The following is a 14,246-nucleotide window of genomic DNA, read 5'->3' on the forward strand; positions in this document are numbered from 1 at the left end:
TTTTATTGTCACCATTATTTTAGTTAAGATTCGCACTTAGTACTTGAATTCAAGAAAACCGAAAAATCACATCTTGCTTAGCAAGTAGTTGATTTAAAGTTTGTGTTGCGATTACTTTATTGGCAATATTCAATTTAACCTGACTAAGACTTCGGGCAGAAAGTGAAGATTCACACACGTAAACATCTTCAATATCATAAAGTTCCAGCATATTAAATGTTGCAATATAATCGCGCATTAGAATTTGTTCCGGGTATTGATTTAGTAACAAGTGAAACACACCATCAGCCATAAAAAAAACCGAGACATGATTAATCCCTGATAAAGATAGAGCAATATCTAACGCTTCTCGACCTTTTGCATTGCCATGTGGGGGCGTAGCAATAATAACCGCGACTTTTTTCACTTTAGCACCATTATGTTAAAACTGAATAACCCGATCGGAAGTTGTAATCGATTCACTTAATTCACCAAGACCGGTTAACTGAAAATGAGCCGCTAGATTACTTTGCAAAACACCACGTCGCTGAGCTGCGGCAACACAAACGGTTAACTTTAATGAATGCTGTTGAGCTAATTGTTGCCATGCCGAAACTAAATCAAACTCATCATTAGCAGGATCGGTATAACTGTTACCGTTATAAACACCATCTGCATAAAAGAAGATATTATTAATAGTATGGTTTGTATCTGTAAGTAATACTTGTGCAAATTGATAGGCACAATAAGCTGCTTGGGTCCCATAAGCAGGACCCATAACCATCAATGTATAATTTAATGAGCTAATCAAATTAATTTGCTGGCTCTTCTTGTGGTTCTTGAGACTCTTGTGAGTTTTGAGAATCTTGATGCTCCTGAAGTTCCTGAGATGCCTGAGGTTCTTGAGGCTCTTGAGATTCTTGAGATTCTTGAGGCTCTTGATACTTCTGAGGTTCAGGATTATTGTTATCATCATTAATACCAAGTAATTCAACCTCAAAAACTAATGTTGATGCAGGTTCAATACCAGCTTTATCCTCTTGACCAGGAAAACTTTGGTCACCATAAGCTAAATCTGGCGGAACAACTAATTTGATCTTTCCACCAACACCAATTAATTGAATTCCTTCAGTCCAACCTTTTATCACACCATTAAGAGGAAATGTTGCTGTTTCACCACGATCATATGAACTATCAAATTTACGCCCATCAGTTAATGTCCCAGTATAGTGGACAATTACAGTATCATTAGCGGTTGGATGACGTTCTGAACCTTCTTGAATAATTTGATACAGCAAACCAGACTTAGTTTGTTTAACGCCATCTTGTTTGGCAAACTCAGCACGGAATTGTTCGCCCGCTAAGGTATTATCTGCTTTTTGTTTTTCAAAACGAGCTTTACTTTCTTCTTGGATACGCTTATCAAATATATTTAAAGTGGTTTTCACATCTTCTTTTGTAAGTTGTGCTTCGCCACGAAACGTCTCATCAAAACCATGAATAAAATAATCAGTATCAATTTGAATTTGATTTTGTTCTAAATTTGATTTCATATATGTTGCAAATGATGAACCTAAAGCGTAGGCTTCTTTTTGTGCATCTGTTGAAATTACTACTTTGTTAGCAGGGATTTCAGGACAGTTACTTTCTGACGTTACTTTTTCTGCTGTTGTGGCAGGAGTATTATTTTCAGCTGGTTTATTCTTTTCACAGCCGACTAATGCTAATGCGATTGCGCTACTTACTAATGTCATTTTTATCAATGATTTCATTCTACTTCTCCAAGTTAAAACTTTTATAACGGATAATCAAATCAATTATATATGATCCGGCATAGGATAATATAGTATTTACGAATCATTTATTGAATAAAATAACTTTAATCTATAGTTAACCAACTTAAAATGAACACATAATTGCTATTTAAATCATCCTTGAGTGAAAGGGGTTACCTCAGTTATAATGCTGGTAATTGATAATAATATATGTAGAAGGATAGCTATTTTGACTACCGAACTTAATTCTCTCGATATTGAGGAGATCATCAGTTTACTCCCGCATCGATTCCCATTTTTGATGGTTGACCGCGTGGTTAGTTATGAAAAAGGTAAAACATTAAAAGCAATTAAAAATGTCACTGTTAATGAACCCTTCTTTCAAGGACACTTTCCAAATAAACCTATCTTTCCTGGTGTATTAATCTTAGAAGCAATGGCACAAGCAACAGGAATTTTAGCGTTTAAAAGCATTGAGGAGTTATCACCGGGGCAACTTTATTACTTTGCCTCAATTGACAAAGCCCGTTTTAAACGTCCGGTTGTACCCGGCGACCAAATCGTATTAGATGTTGAATATATCAAAGAGCGTCGAGGTATTGCATTATTCCATGGTGTTGCAACTGTTGACGGCAAATTAGTTTGCGAAGCCGAAATGATGTGTGCGCGTAAATAAAATTTGTTTTTGAATGATCCCAAAAACAGTATTAAGGAAATACTATGGCAACGGAAATACATCCAAGTTCAGTGATTGAAAAAGGCGCAAAAATTGGCAATAATGTCAAAATTGGTCCTTTCTGCTTTATCGGTGAAAATGTTGAAATTGGTGATGGAACCTTTTTAAAATCACACGTAGTCATAAATGGTCATACTAAAATAGGTAAAGATAATCAAATTTACCAATTTACTTCTATTGGCGAAGTCAACCAAGATCTAAAATATCGCGGTGAACCAACACGTACCGAAATAGGCGATCGTAATCTGATCCGTGAAAGTGTGACCATTCACCGTGGCACGGTGCAAGGCGGTGAGCTAACTCGAGTTGGTAACGATAACTTATTAATGATTAATGCACATATAGCCCATGATTGCCAAATTGGCGATCATTGTATTTTAGCCAATAATGCAACGCTTGGTGGGCATGTTCAATTAGACGATTATGTCATTATTGGCGGCATGACCGCGGTTCATCAGTTTTGTGTGATCGGTGCGCACGTTATGGTTGGTGGTTGTTCTGGTGTAGCCCAAGACGTACCACCTTACGTGATTGCACAAGGAAATCATGCCACCCCTCATGGCATTAATTATGAAGGACTAAAACGCCGAGGCTTTAGTAAAGATGCACTACAAGCCATTCGTAATAGCTATAAGGTTCTTTATCGGAATGGAATAGCATTGGAAGAAGCAAAACTCGAAATCGAAACTATTGCCAAACAGTATCCAGAAGTTAAGCTATTTATTGACTTTTTCGCTCGTTCAACCCGTGGCATCATCCGTTAATGATTAATAAGCCATTAACGGTTGCTTTAGTCGCTGGAGAAACTTCCGGCGATATTCTCGGTGCAGGTTTAATCCGGTCTCTCAAAAAACACTATCCAAATATTCAATTTATAGGTATTGCTGGACCACAAATGCAAGCAGAAGGCTGTCAAGCATGGTATCAAATGGATGAATTATCGGTAATGGGTATTGTTGAGGTATTGGGTCGATTACGCCGCATTTTAGCAATTCGGCGAGACATTACTAAACGCTTAATTGCCTTCAAACCCGATATTTTTATTGGTATAGATGCGCCTGATTTTAACCTTTCGTTAGAGGGTAAACTAAAACAAGCTGGTATTAAAACTATTCATTATGTTAGTCCATCGGTTTGGGCGTGGAAACAAAAACGTGTGTTTAAAATTAAGCGCAACACTGATCTTATTTTAGCTTTTTTACCTTTTGAAAAAGCCTTTTACGATAAATTTGACGTCCCATGTCGTTTTATTGGTCACAAAATGGCTGATGATGTGCCACTCAAACCTGATCAAACAGCGATGCGACAACAGTTAGGTATTCCGTTTAATTGCCATTGTTTAGCATTATTACCGGGTAGCCGTCATGCTGAAGTCACCTTATTATCTGAGCCTTTTTTAAAAGCAGCGGTATTACTACGGCAACGCTTTCCCGACTTACATATTGTGGTACCTTTAGCCAATGCTAAAAGGCGTGAAGAATTTGAGCAGATCAAAGCTAAAATTGCACCTGAACTTAATATGCAATTATTAATGGGGCATGCTCGTGAAGCCATGATTGCCAGTAATGCCTCAATCTTGGCGTCAGGCACAGTAGCATTAGAATGCATGTTAGCCAAATGCCCGATGGTCGTTGGTTATAAAATGAAAGCGTTTACTTTTTGGTTAGCAAAAAAATTAATAAAAACACCTTATGTTTCTTTACCAAACATTTTAGCCGGTAAAGAAATTGTGCCCGAGTTGTTACAACATGATTGTACACCTGAAAATATTGCCAATCATATTATTCCTTTTTTAGAAGGTAATAATATCCAATTGCAACAAACCTTCCTTGCTTTACATAAACAAATTCGTTGTAATGCCGATGAGCAAGCCGCACAAGCCGTACTTGATGTATTAGGAGTTTCAGATTGTTATTAGAATTTACTTACCCCAATGCCACATTAATCGCCGGTGTTGATGAAGTAGGGCGAGGTCCACTTTGTGGTGATGTCGTAACCGCAGCGGTGATTTTAGATCCCAATAAACCGATTGTTGGCCTTACTGACTCGAAAAAACTAACTGAAAAAAAACGCGAACAATTATTTGATATCATTAAGCAAAATGCCTTGGCTTGGTCTATAGCCAGAGCATCGGTTGATGAAATTGATAAATTGAATATTTTACATGCAACTATGCTAGCGATGCAGCGTGCTGTTGCACAGTTACCCATTAAACCTAATTTTGTATTAGTTGATGGTAACCGTTGTCCTAATTTTGGCATTCAAACTCAGGCTGTTATAAAAGGGGATTTATTGGTGGCAGAAATCAGTGCCGCTTCAATTTTAGCTAAAGTGACACGTGATCGGGAAATGATTGCGCTAGATCAATTATATCCGCAATATGGACTTGCTAAGCACAAAGGCTATCCCACTAAAGCCCATTTAGCCGCCATTGAAAAGCATGGTATTAATCATCTATACCGCAAAAGCTATGCACCTATAAAAAAATTAATGTTACTTTAATATTACCATTGCTTATCCACCGTTATCAGTAATGGCGAATTATACATAGCAACTGGTGAAATCACGGTTTCTTGATAAGGGATATCATTGCCGTAACGTTCTTTTAATATTTGTTTGACTAAAGGTGATGAAAGATCAAATTCTTTGATAGTTTGTAATTGACCAATTTTTAATTTCAGCGCCCTATCATAAATTTTCCAGACTAATTCTGAGCAATACATATAATTATCATCCCAACCAAACCAGATATCATAAGGCTTACCTTCAAAAGTACTCGCAACTTGTTTTAATTTTTCAATATCATTATTAGATAAGTTATGATCTTTTAACCGCTTAATCACATAATTTTTATGGTTTCCACGAGCAATCCAACTATTTAATGGTGTATATATAACATTGCTAATAGCTTCAAAAACATAAGGTTGACCATTATTAATAAAAATAATGCCGACATGGCTGTAGGGAGAATCGGTTACTTGTTCAACTGCTTGGCTTTGTCTTGATTGCAATGATTGAAAAATAATATCCCCATCTTGTGGTTTATAGCTAGCACCGCTAACAAAACTCACCCATAACATAAATACAAAAATAAAACGCATACACTAATACCCACAAACAAAATCGATTTATGTTATTTTATAGATAAAAAGCCACTTATAAAATTAATAATTATAAATGGCTATAGTTTTTTAAGTTAAAACCGTTAATCCCTATGGGTAAAAATGGAAGTCGATTTGGTTTTATACATAAATTTACTGGCTCTAGCAAAACGCATTGTTTTGAAAATTCCTAATAAATTTGCTTGATGGGTTCGGTATAAGAATCGATGAATCATTAAAGCTAAAAAGCCTTTAACGCCCATTTGACTCTTACCGAGTAATTTAATCACACCTTGTGCGGTATCGTGAAGTGAAATAATCGTGCCATTATCTATATATTTAAATGATTTCATTGGTTTATTATTTAAAGATCGAATGATATTTTCGAAACATATTTTTGCCATTTGATGAGCCGCTTGCGCGCTTGGCGGGGCAGCGCGACCATTGCCCTGCATAGCATAAGCACAATCGCCAATCACAAAAATACTATCATCGCGCGTGGTTTGTAATGTCGGTTTAACCACCAGTTGATTAGAACGGCTTGATTCTAACCCAGCGATCTCTTTTAGATAATCCGGCGCTTTTACCCCTGCTGTCCAAATCATAATATCTGCTTTAATGGTGTTACCATCTTTTGGGTAAAAACCATCACTTTCAGCTTTAGTAATCATTGTGTTGGTTAATACATTAATGCCACGCTTTTGTAGAGTATTAGTAATACTTAAAGCAGTATCTTCTGGCAAGGCAGGTAAAATACGATCGGTCGCTTCAATAACAGCTACCTCTAACAGCTCAGAACACATTTTATTATGTCTACAAGCACCAAACGCATCAACCATATGAGGTAATTCAGATGCCAGTTCAACACCGGTTGCCCCGCCACCTACAATTGCGATTCGAATTTTATCGCTGTTTGATGTTGCATTTTGATCCACCATCGAACAAAAACTAGAAAATTTGGTTATTAGTGTTTCGCGTAATTGAATGGCAGCATTTTGATCATCTAAAAAAATACAATGCTCGTTAACACCGGGAGTCCCAAAATCGTTAGAGGTACTGCCAATTGCCACCACTAAAATATCGTAACGAATAGACACGGTTTCATCTTGAAAATCAGTGATAATAACTTGTTTATTTTGCCGATCGATATTTGAAAAGGTACCTTGGGTAAATAAAAAATGATGTTGCTGAGCTTGAGAGGCATAAAAAATATTATCAACTTGCTCATCAAGTACCCCAGTTGCAACTTCATGTAACAAGGGTTTCCATAGATGATAACTGTTTTTATCTATAAGCGTAATTTCAGCTTGGTTATTTTTCCCTAATTTATCACCGAGATCAGTTGCTAGCTCTAACCCCCCAGCGCCCCCACCAACAATAACTATTTTTTTCATATTATTTACCTAATTATTACAATTATAAATATCATACTAAATAAGTAGGTTTTTAGCTATTTCCTTTGGCTAATCTCATTTATAAACAAAATCTATCGAAAATAGTATTTACAATTATGAAAAATCACTTAATGTATATATATATCTAATTATAGTTAATGTTGATCACATCACGCAAATCATCGGTATCATATCTATTTTTGATACAAAATTGACTTGATTTGTGTGAATAAAGTACTTTTCGTACAATGCTGAGAATGATAATCTAAGTATGTTATGGCTATCTCATACTAAATTATCTTAATTCTCTATGTCTTATCAATTAATATCACGCTTATACAGAATTTTATGAATAAAAAAACTTTTACTATTATCGTATTAATTGTTATTTTGCTATCAATGACGATTTTAATTCGTTCACACAACAGCCAGCTTATACTGCAAGGCGAAGTTGATGCGCCTAACGTTAATGTTGCATCAAAAGCCAAAGGGCGGGTTCAAGTTATTCATGTAAATCGTGGTGATGATGTCAAAGTAAATGATATTTTAATCACGCTTGATAGCCCTGAGTTATTAGCGCAAGTTAATGCTGCAAAAGCCGCTCGCGACCAAGCACAAGCTCAAGTTGCACTTTCCGAACATGGCACCCGCGAAGAGAGTATTCGTTACTATCAAGCACTACTAACCCAAGCTAAAGTAACGTATGACAATGCTAAAAAAGAATACGATCGTAATAAAGCAATTTCAGCTAAGGGTTTTGTCTCACAATCAATATTAGATAATGCTCTTAAAACACGGGATGCCGCCTTTCAACAAGTGCAATCAGCTCAAGCTAACTTAGATCAAGCACAAAATGGCGACCGTATTGAACAGCGTGAAATTTATGCCGCTAAACTAAAAGAAGCCGAAGAACAACTCAAACAATTACAAATACAATATGATGATTTACAAGTCAAAGCCCCGGTTGAAGGTGAAGTAGGTGCTATTCCAGCAGAAGTAGGAGAATTATTTAACGCCAATAGTCCATTGTTAACCGTAATTAGACTACCCCAAGCTTATTTTGTCTTTAATCTCCGCGAAGATATTATGCCAAGTATCCGTAAAGGTGACCATATTCAACTAGAAGTACCGGCACTTGGTCATAAAAAGGTCGAAGCCGAAATACGCTATATTGCCCCAATGGGTGATTATGCAACTAAACGCGCTACCCGCGCCACTGGTGATTTTGATTTAAAAACCTTTGAAATCAGGTTATATCCAATCAATCCTGTTGACGGTTTACGTGCAGGCATGAGCACATTATGGAAATTAGACAACTAGTGCTAGACTTCTGGTATCGCTTTAAAGAAGCGTTTAACCACGAAGTACCACAGATATTTAGCCGGTTTACTTTCCATTGGTTAATGTGGATTTTACCCCTGATTATTTTTGTCTTGATTAGCAGTATTTTTTACCGTGGGGTATTATTCGATCTACCTGTTGGTTATGTTGATCAGGATAAAAGTGTGTTATCTCGTGAAATTGTTCGCGATCTTAATGCCGCCGCACATGCCAATCTTATCAATTATGATAGCCAGCTTAATCATGCCGAACGTGATCTTAAAAAAGCAAGAATTTATGCCATACTCTATATTCCACCTAATTTTGAAGCCGATGTATTAGCTGGGCGCCAGCCTACGCCCATGCTTTATTATAATGCGTTATATTATAGTGCTGGCTTATATTCAATTATGGACTATTCAGGACTGATTGCTACGCTAAATACCCAATATCGAACCACCATGGCAACCAGTATTGGACTGTCGGTCCCGCCATTAGCTAAAGTTAATTTTAATTATGATGGACTGTTTAATGCTAGTGGCAACTCAATGTACTTTCAGCAATTTTCGGCGGTAGTGCATTTATTACAACTATTTGTTATTACTACTACTATTCATATTTTAGCGCAATTACCCAAACGTACACGCCCCAACTATCCTTTTGTGCTTGGCAAATTAGCGCCGTACACCATTTGGTACACAATGTTACTCATTTTTGAAATTGCTATGTTGGTGTTCTTCTCTAATGCCCGTGTTTCTGGTTCACCCTATGCGATGATAAGTGTGGTATTTTTCTATGTGATTGCTGCGCAAAGCATTGGTATTTTGCTATATACTTTTACTAAAACCTCGATTGATGCTTACACGTATATTGGTGTGTTAGTCGGGCTTGCATTAACCTATTCCGGCATTGTGGTGCCCGAACTTTCCATGCCATGGATTGCCAGAGTTATCTCATCGCTTGAACCACTAACCTATGCCCTTAATAAACTGTTTGATCTATTTTTACGACATTCCAATTGGTTGTCAGTACTAAAAACTTGCGGCATTTTAATGATCTACCCAATAATTATTACCGTGTTAGTCAGAAAGCGTTTAGTTAAACGTTTACATTCGCAGTAAAGGAACAGTTTGGATGATTAAACTATTTTGGTCTTCATTTGTAAGAATATTCTTCTTTTTGTTAGGGCGACCAATGTGGTTATTATTACTGTTATCGGTCTCACTAATGAGTCTGGTTTATAGTAATGGCACCATAACTAATCTTCCTGTTGCGGTTATCGATCTCGATCATACTCCAACTAGTCGCAGTTTAATTCGGTCGTTGAGCACTAGTACTAAAATTACAATTACGATGTACGAAAGCTCACTGCAAGCCTATGAAGATATCAATAATCGCAAACTTTTTGCCGTTATTACTATTCCCAGAAATTTTGAAAAACGCTTATTAAATGGCCAAGACGTTACCATCCCTGCTTATGGTGATGCTTCTAGCCGTTTAGCTAATGGTTTAATACAACTTGATATGAGGGGGATCTATCAGCAAATTTTAACCGATTACAATACTAAAATTATGCGAAATAGTGGATTTTCAGACAAACAAATCAATATCATTCTAGCGCCAATTAAAAGTCAAACTGAACCACTTTATAATGCCGGGATTAGCTTTGCAGCAATTACTTTCCCGGGTTTATTAGTGATGTTATTGCAACACTCATTTTTAATTGCTGCAACCCGCACCAATATTACCCTAAACTCGTTACCACAAGGTAAACCACCTAAAATTGTGGTATTTGGTAGCTTATGTGGCTTAATTCCCATTTGGTTATTTTTATCAATCGTTTTATTTGGGTTATGGCCTTGGGTTCTTGGTTACCGCCAATTAGCCAGTATTCCAGAAATTTTGGTGATGACATTTCCACTATTAATTGGTGTTATGGGATTAAGTAAATTGGTGACAGAATGCCTTCGTAAAACTGAAATGATTTATCTTACTCTGGCATTTTTAACAACCCCTGTTTTTTACCTCTCAGGTACTATTTGGCCGCTTGATGCTATGCCACTTTGGGTACAATTTGTTTCACATCTGCTCCCATCAACATGGGCAACAAATATGATTGCTGGTGTTAATCAAATGGGACTTAGCTTATCCGACAATATATTGAATATATTGATGATAATGTTACTTGGTGTTATCTACAGTTCACTCGGTATTTTTATTGCAGCCTTACGAGAAGGGCGAGTTAGGAAGTTTTTACGTAAAATCCGAAATTTCTATCATAGAAAAAAACGCAAAAAATCATAAAAATAAAGTTACACTATTGAGGTAAGCTAGTTTATTAATAACAGTGATTTTAATCACGATAGCTAGCTATGGCATAACAACAAAATAGCAGACCAGATTGCTAGCCATTTAGACAAAAAAATCATTTCACCACTAGCAAACGTGAATCCTTTGGATATTCCTGTTATGATGATGAGTAATTTTTTACTAATATAAATAACAAGTTAAATGCACTTCAACTGTTACGCATGGTTAATCAGCCTAAGACTAAAAACCTTACCGCTATCCATTTCAGCTATTTTAATGGGTAATGCCCTTGCTTATTGGCAGCAACAATTTAATCTACTGATTATGTTATTTTCCCTTATTACAGCCTTATTGTTACAAATACTCTCTAATTTAGCCAATGATTATGGTGATACCATTAAAGGCAGTGATAAACCCAACCCTACAGCACATACTCGCGGGATCCAACTTGGCTTAATTACCCTAAAACAGTTAAAACTAGCCTTGTGGGTAAATGCTAGTTTATGTATTTTGTCTGGACTTTGTTTGCTCCTATTGGCTTGCCAAAATTATTATGAATTAGTTATTTTTTTACTATTAGGGCTGCTAGCAATTGTTGCAGCAATAACCTATACCGTTGGCAAAAAACCTTATGGTTATATGGGATTAGGTGATATATCGGTACTTATCTTCTTCGGTTTAGTTGGTGTGATGGGGAGTTATTACTTACAAACAAAATCTTGGTCGCCATGGATTTTTTTACCAGCAATGGGCTGTGGATTATTAGCCGTTGCTGTACTCAATATTAATAATCTACGTGATATTGATAGCGATCGAAGCAATCATAAACAAACATTAGCCGTCATAATGGGGGATAAGGTAGCGCGTTTTTATCATCTGTTTTTATTACTGCTAGCTATGTGGTTACTGAGTTTATTTGCTTATTATTACTTACACACTATTTACAGTGGATTATACCTATTGACGCTACCACTATTTTTGAAACATAGTTATGCTGTTTTACAATTTAATACGGCCAAAAACGCTGCGCCACTGTTATTACAGATGGTCAAACTTGCTTTATTGACCAATTTACTTTATTGTTTGGGTATTATTTTGAGCTAGCTCACGTTTATTTAAATTTTATATCATGTTAGGTACTGTTAGCGTTATACTAGTCAAAATTAAATATGACAGCAATAGGAGACTCAATGATGGAGTTTGATACTTCAATTCTTTGCGATTATTATCCAGAAGATGTTAATGTGGTTGAACCAATATTTAGTAATTTTGGTGGTGTAGTGTCCTTTTCAGGTCAAGCGGTGACGGTCAAGTGCTTTGAAGATAACGGCTTATTGTACGAAGTTTTACAAACAGATGGCACCGGTAAAATCCTGGTTATTGACGGGGGTGGGTCGGTACGTCGTGCGCTTGTTGATGCGGAGCTGATTGATATTGCCATTCAAAACCAATGGGAAGGCATAATTGTCTACGGTGCTGTGCGCCAAGTTGACTATCTGGCTGATGCTGAAATTGGTATTCAAGCTTTAGCTGCCATTCCTGTTGGGGCTGAAGACCAAGGAATTGGCGAAGTTGATATTCGGGTTAATTTTGCAGGTGTAACCTTCTTTTCTGGCGACTTTGTTTATGCCGATAATACTGGTATTATCCTGTCCGAAATTGCACTCGAAATTGAAGAAAAATAACAATATGCGCTACCGCCGGTGATTATCGGCGGATTGATTATACTAAAACGCATACTACTCCTGAAACTTTTTTACAAGCATTAAGCTTGCATTCCACTAACGGATACAATTGCGCACATAACCCCCAGTCACTGTTTTAATTAATCCTTCAAGTTCCATATCTAACAATTTAATGGTTATTTCAGGAATCGATAAATTTACCTGTTTAGCAATAACATCTATAGGAACCGGTTGCTGATGAATGATGGCAAAAATCTCGGGGTATAAAATACTAGTAGATTGTTGGGTACACACATTTGCTTGAATACTAGCTGTCGGCAAATAGCCACTATAATGTTCTAAAATATCGGTCGGTTGCGTCACTAAATAAGCCCCTTGCTTAATTAAAGCGTGTGTGCCAGTGCAATTAATATTATCAATATCACCTGGTAGGGCAAACACATCACGGTTTTGCTCAAGTGCATAACGTGCGGTAATCAACGAACCGCTTCGCGCCGAAGCTTCAATAACAAAAGTACCTAAACTTAGCCCACTAATAATACGATTACGCCGAGGGAAATATTCTGGCCTAGCTACGGTAAAGGGAACAAACTCTGACACAATTGTACCGTTTTGAGCAAGAATATCATTTGCTAATCTCAAATTAGATTTTGGCGTAATATTAGCATTACCACTACCTAAAACAGCGATAGTATTGCCCGCAACTTCAAGTGCGCCTCGATGACAAATGGCATCAATGCCCAGTGCTAAACCGCTAGTAACTGTTAAACCATTAATGGCCAATTCACCAGCAAAATACCGCCCCCACTGCGCCCCATATTCACTAAATTCTCGGCTACCGACCATAGCAATTTGTGGCGAATGTAATAATTGCCAATTCCCCGAAACAAATAACAGTAAAGGTGGCGAGCTAATTTGCTTAAGTAACGGTGGGTAATTCACATCACAATATGCAATTAAGTAATTTTGATGGTGAGTGTCGGCTAACCAATCAAGAATTGGTTCAAAATGGAGATAAGAAACCGCTAACAAACGGGACTGCTCAATGTCAGTCAAGCCAATTTTGGTTAATAAACACGGCACATCATGCAGATTATCTGGTAAACCTTTGGCAAACAGTTGTTCAATTTTTTTAAAAATCTTAAGCTTCCCTTGCTCTAACATTGAAATTCGTAAAAACAATTCATATTTACTCATCATAATCTTTATTCATTTATTTTAAACATGCACTAAACCTGAAATTGATATGATATATTTAAGCAATAGCCAACAAAGGCTATTCATTAGCATGATAAATGTTTATAATGCGAAAATTTCAAATAAACCTTATTATTGAGGAGTAGATCGAATAATTTATGGCTATTTTACCGATATTACGCTTTCCTGATGAACGACTTCGCAAAATTGCAAAGCCGGTTAGCCAATTCACCCCAGAGCTACAAACAACGATCGATAATATGATTGAAACCATGTACTCTTCCGAAAATGGTATTGGTCTGGCTGCTACTCAAGTTAATGTACATGAGCAAATTATTGTCATTGATGTGTCGCCAGACAAAAGCCAACTTTATGTGATTATTAACCCAGAAGTGATAAGTCAGCAAGGCGAAACTGGCATTGAAGAAGGCTGTTTATCGATACCGGATTGCCATGGATTTGTACCCAGATCGGAAAAAATCAAAATCAAAGCACTTGATCGTCATGGCAAGCCTTATGAGATCGACGCGGATGAGTTACTGGCTATTTGTATTCAACACGAAATGGATCATTTAAAAGGCAAGTTGTTTGTTGATTATTTATCCCCACTAAAACGGCAACGCATTGAACAAAAAATGAAAAAAATGACACGTGAAGAGCAAAAAAATAAATAAAATTAGCCACTAAAGTTGGCTTAGCAAAATTCAAGCATAAATAGATTTTTAATTAATCAGCCCGTTATATCATTA

General features: G+C 36.7%; 16 protein-coding genes. 10 read left to right on the plus strand and 6 right to left on the minus strand.

Features of this window, described 5'->3' with window-relative positions:
* Positions 1-49: 49 nt before the first annotated feature.
* The 3 genes from tusC to fkpA are packed head-to-tail and all read right to left on the minus strand — an operon-like array spanning position 50 to position 1,751.
* Positions 50-406, minus strand: coding sequence for a sulfurtransferase complex subunit TusC (tusC, locus tag Q0K76_RS06685; RefSeq protein ID WP_294613301.1), 357 nt, complete (start codon positions 404-406; stop codon positions 50-52).
* A 15-nt stretch (positions 407-421) separates the two neighbouring features.
* Entirely contained in the window at positions 422-787 is a 366-nt protein-coding gene (gene tusD / locus Q0K76_RS06690) for a sulfurtransferase complex subunit TusD (protein WP_363322421.1), read from the minus strand.
* A gap of 4 nt (positions 788-791) precedes the next feature.
* Complete coding sequence (gene fkpA, locus Q0K76_RS06695) at positions 792-1,751, minus strand: FKBP-type peptidyl-prolyl cis-trans isomerase (RefSeq protein WP_294613306.1); 960 nt, start codon at positions 1,749-1,751, stop codon at positions 792-794.
* Between the two features lie 190 nt (positions 1,752-1,941).
* Here fkpA and fabZ point away from each other — a divergent pair, with 190 nt between their 5' ends.
* From fabZ to rnhB, 4 genes are read left to right on the plus strand one after another with little or no spacing between them, the layout of a single operon-like run.
* A complete protein-coding gene (fabZ, locus tag Q0K76_RS06700; RefSeq protein ID WP_363322418.1) occupies positions 1,942-2,430 on the plus strand; it encodes a 3-hydroxyacyl-ACP dehydratase FabZ in 489 nt (162 codons plus the stop codon).
* 44 nt (positions 2,431-2,474) lie between these two features.
* On the plus strand, positions 2,475-3,254 hold the full coding sequence (lpxA, locus tag Q0K76_RS06705) for an acyl-ACP--UDP-N-acetylglucosamine O-acyltransferase (protein ID WP_294613311.1): 780 nt from the start codon (positions 2,475-2,477) through the stop codon (positions 3,252-3,254).
* Entirely contained in the window at positions 3,254-4,408 is a 1,155-nt protein-coding gene (lpxB, locus tag Q0K76_RS06710; protein WP_294613313.1) for a lipid-A-disaccharide synthase, read from the plus strand. Before lpxA ends, lpxB begins: the two co-directional genes overlap by 1 nt.
* Positions 4,399-4,992, plus strand: a complete 594-nt coding sequence (gene rnhB, locus Q0K76_RS06715; protein WP_294613315.1) for a ribonuclease HII — start codon at positions 4,399-4,401, stop codon at positions 4,990-4,992. Before lpxB ends, rnhB begins: the two co-directional genes overlap by 10 nt.
* 2 nt (positions 4,993-4,994) lie before the next feature.
* On the opposite strand, the gene Q0K76_RS06720 is transcribed toward rnhB, so the two are convergent.
* Positions 4,995-5,591: a YiiX family permuted papain-like enzyme gene (locus Q0K76_RS06720; protein ID WP_294613318.1), complete on the minus strand. Its 597-nt coding sequence runs from the start codon at positions 5,589-5,591 to the stop codon at positions 4,995-4,997.
* A gap of 104 nt (positions 5,592-5,695) precedes the next feature.
* Positions 5,696-6,985: an NAD(P)/FAD-dependent oxidoreductase gene (locus tag Q0K76_RS06725; RefSeq protein ID WP_294613321.1), complete on the minus strand. Its 1,290-nt coding sequence runs from the start codon at positions 6,983-6,985 to the stop codon at positions 5,696-5,698.
* 348 nt (positions 6,986-7,333) lie between these two features.
* Between Q0K76_RS06725 and Q0K76_RS06730 the strand changes: the two genes are divergently transcribed.
* From Q0K76_RS06730 to rraA, 5 genes are all read left to right on the plus strand, one after another.
* Positions 7,334-8,305 carry an efflux RND transporter periplasmic adaptor subunit gene (locus tag Q0K76_RS06730; protein WP_294613324.1) on the plus strand — a complete coding sequence of 324 codons (972 nt, stop codon included), beginning with the start codon at positions 7,334-7,336 and terminating at the stop codon, positions 8,303-8,305.
* Positions 8,287-9,426 carry an ABC transporter permease gene (locus Q0K76_RS06735; RefSeq protein WP_294613327.1) on the plus strand — a complete coding sequence of 380 codons (1,140 nt, stop codon included), beginning with the start codon at positions 8,287-8,289 and terminating at the stop codon, positions 9,424-9,426. Before Q0K76_RS06730 ends, Q0K76_RS06735 begins: the two co-directional genes overlap by 19 nt.
* 16 nt (positions 9,427-9,442) lie before the next feature.
* Positions 9,443-10,609 (plus strand): ABC transporter permease, encoded by a 1,167-nt coding sequence (locus Q0K76_RS06740; RefSeq protein ID WP_363322422.1) that lies wholly within the window; start codon positions 9,443-9,445, stop codon positions 10,607-10,609.
* Positions 10,610-10,816: 207 nt separating this feature from the next.
* The gene (locus Q0K76_RS06745; protein WP_294613334.1) at positions 10,817-11,719 is read left to right on the plus strand and encodes a 1,4-dihydroxy-2-naphthoate polyprenyltransferase; all 903 of its coding nucleotides are present in this window, start codon (positions 10,817-10,819) and stop codon (positions 11,717-11,719) included.
* Positions 11,720-11,808: 89 nt separating this feature from the next.
* Positions 11,809-12,300: a ribonuclease E activity regulator RraA gene (gene rraA, locus Q0K76_RS06750; protein ID WP_294613535.1), complete on the plus strand. Its 492-nt coding sequence runs from the start codon at positions 11,809-11,811 to the stop codon at positions 12,298-12,300.
* 96 nt (positions 12,301-12,396) lie between these two features.
* On the opposite strand, the gene dprA is transcribed toward rraA, so the two are convergent.
* Positions 12,397-13,500 carry a DNA-processing protein DprA gene (dprA, locus tag Q0K76_RS06755; protein WP_294613337.1) on the minus strand — a complete coding sequence of 368 codons (1,104 nt, stop codon included), beginning with the start codon at positions 13,498-13,500 and terminating at the stop codon, positions 12,397-12,399.
* A 155-nt stretch (positions 13,501-13,655) separates the two neighbouring features.
* Here dprA and def point away from each other — a divergent pair, with 155 nt between their 5' ends.
* Positions 13,656-14,171 (plus strand): peptide deformylase, encoded by a 516-nt coding sequence (gene def, locus Q0K76_RS06760; protein ID WP_294613340.1) that lies wholly within the window; start codon positions 13,656-13,658, stop codon positions 14,169-14,171.
* The last annotated feature ends 75 nt before the right edge of the window (positions 14,172-14,246 follow it).

The organism is uncultured Gilliamella sp. (genome assembly GCA_945271295.1).
Lineage (GTDB): Bacteria > Pseudomonadota > Gammaproteobacteria > Enterobacterales > Orbaceae > Gilliamella.

Coding starts and splice junctions, on each gene's coding strand:
- fkpA (WP_294613306.1), bottom strand. CDS start 1,751: ATGAAATCATTGATAAAAATGACATTAGTAAGTAGCGCAATCGCATTA.
- fabZ (WP_363322418.1), top strand. CDS start 1,942: ATGCTGGTAATTGATAATAATATATGTAGAAGGATAGCTATTTTGACT.
- lpxA (WP_294613311.1), top strand. CDS start 2,475: ATGGCAACGGAAATACATCCAAGTTCAGTGATTGAAAAAGGCGCAAAA.
- lpxB (WP_294613313.1), top strand. CDS start 3,254: ATGATTAATAAGCCATTAACGGTTGCTTTAGTCGCTGGAGAAACTTCC.
- Q0K76_RS06720 (WP_294613318.1), bottom strand. CDS start 5,591: ATGCGTTTTATTTTTGTATTTATGTTATGGGTGAGTTTTGTTAGCGGT.
- Q0K76_RS06725 (WP_294613321.1), bottom strand. CDS start 6,985: ATGAAAAAAATAGTTATTGTTGGTGGGGGCGCTGGGGGGTTAGAGCTA.
- Q0K76_RS06730 (WP_294613324.1), top strand. CDS start 7,334: ATGAATAAAAAAACTTTTACTATTATCGTATTAATTGTTATTTTGCTA.
- Q0K76_RS06735 (WP_294613327.1), top strand. CDS start 8,287: ATGGAAATTAGACAACTAGTGCTAGACTTCTGGTATCGCTTTAAAGAA.
- Q0K76_RS06745 (WP_294613334.1), top strand. CDS start 10,817: ATGCACTTCAACTGTTACGCATGGTTAATCAGCCTAAGACTAAAAACC.
- rraA (WP_294613535.1), top strand. CDS start 11,809: ATGGAGTTTGATACTTCAATTCTTTGCGATTATTATCCAGAAGATGTT.
- dprA (WP_294613337.1), bottom strand. CDS start 13,500: ATGATGAGTAAATATGAATTGTTTTTACGAATTTCAATGTTAGAGCAA.
- def (WP_294613340.1), top strand. CDS start 13,656: ATGGCTATTTTACCGATATTACGCTTTCCTGATGAACGACTTCGCAAA.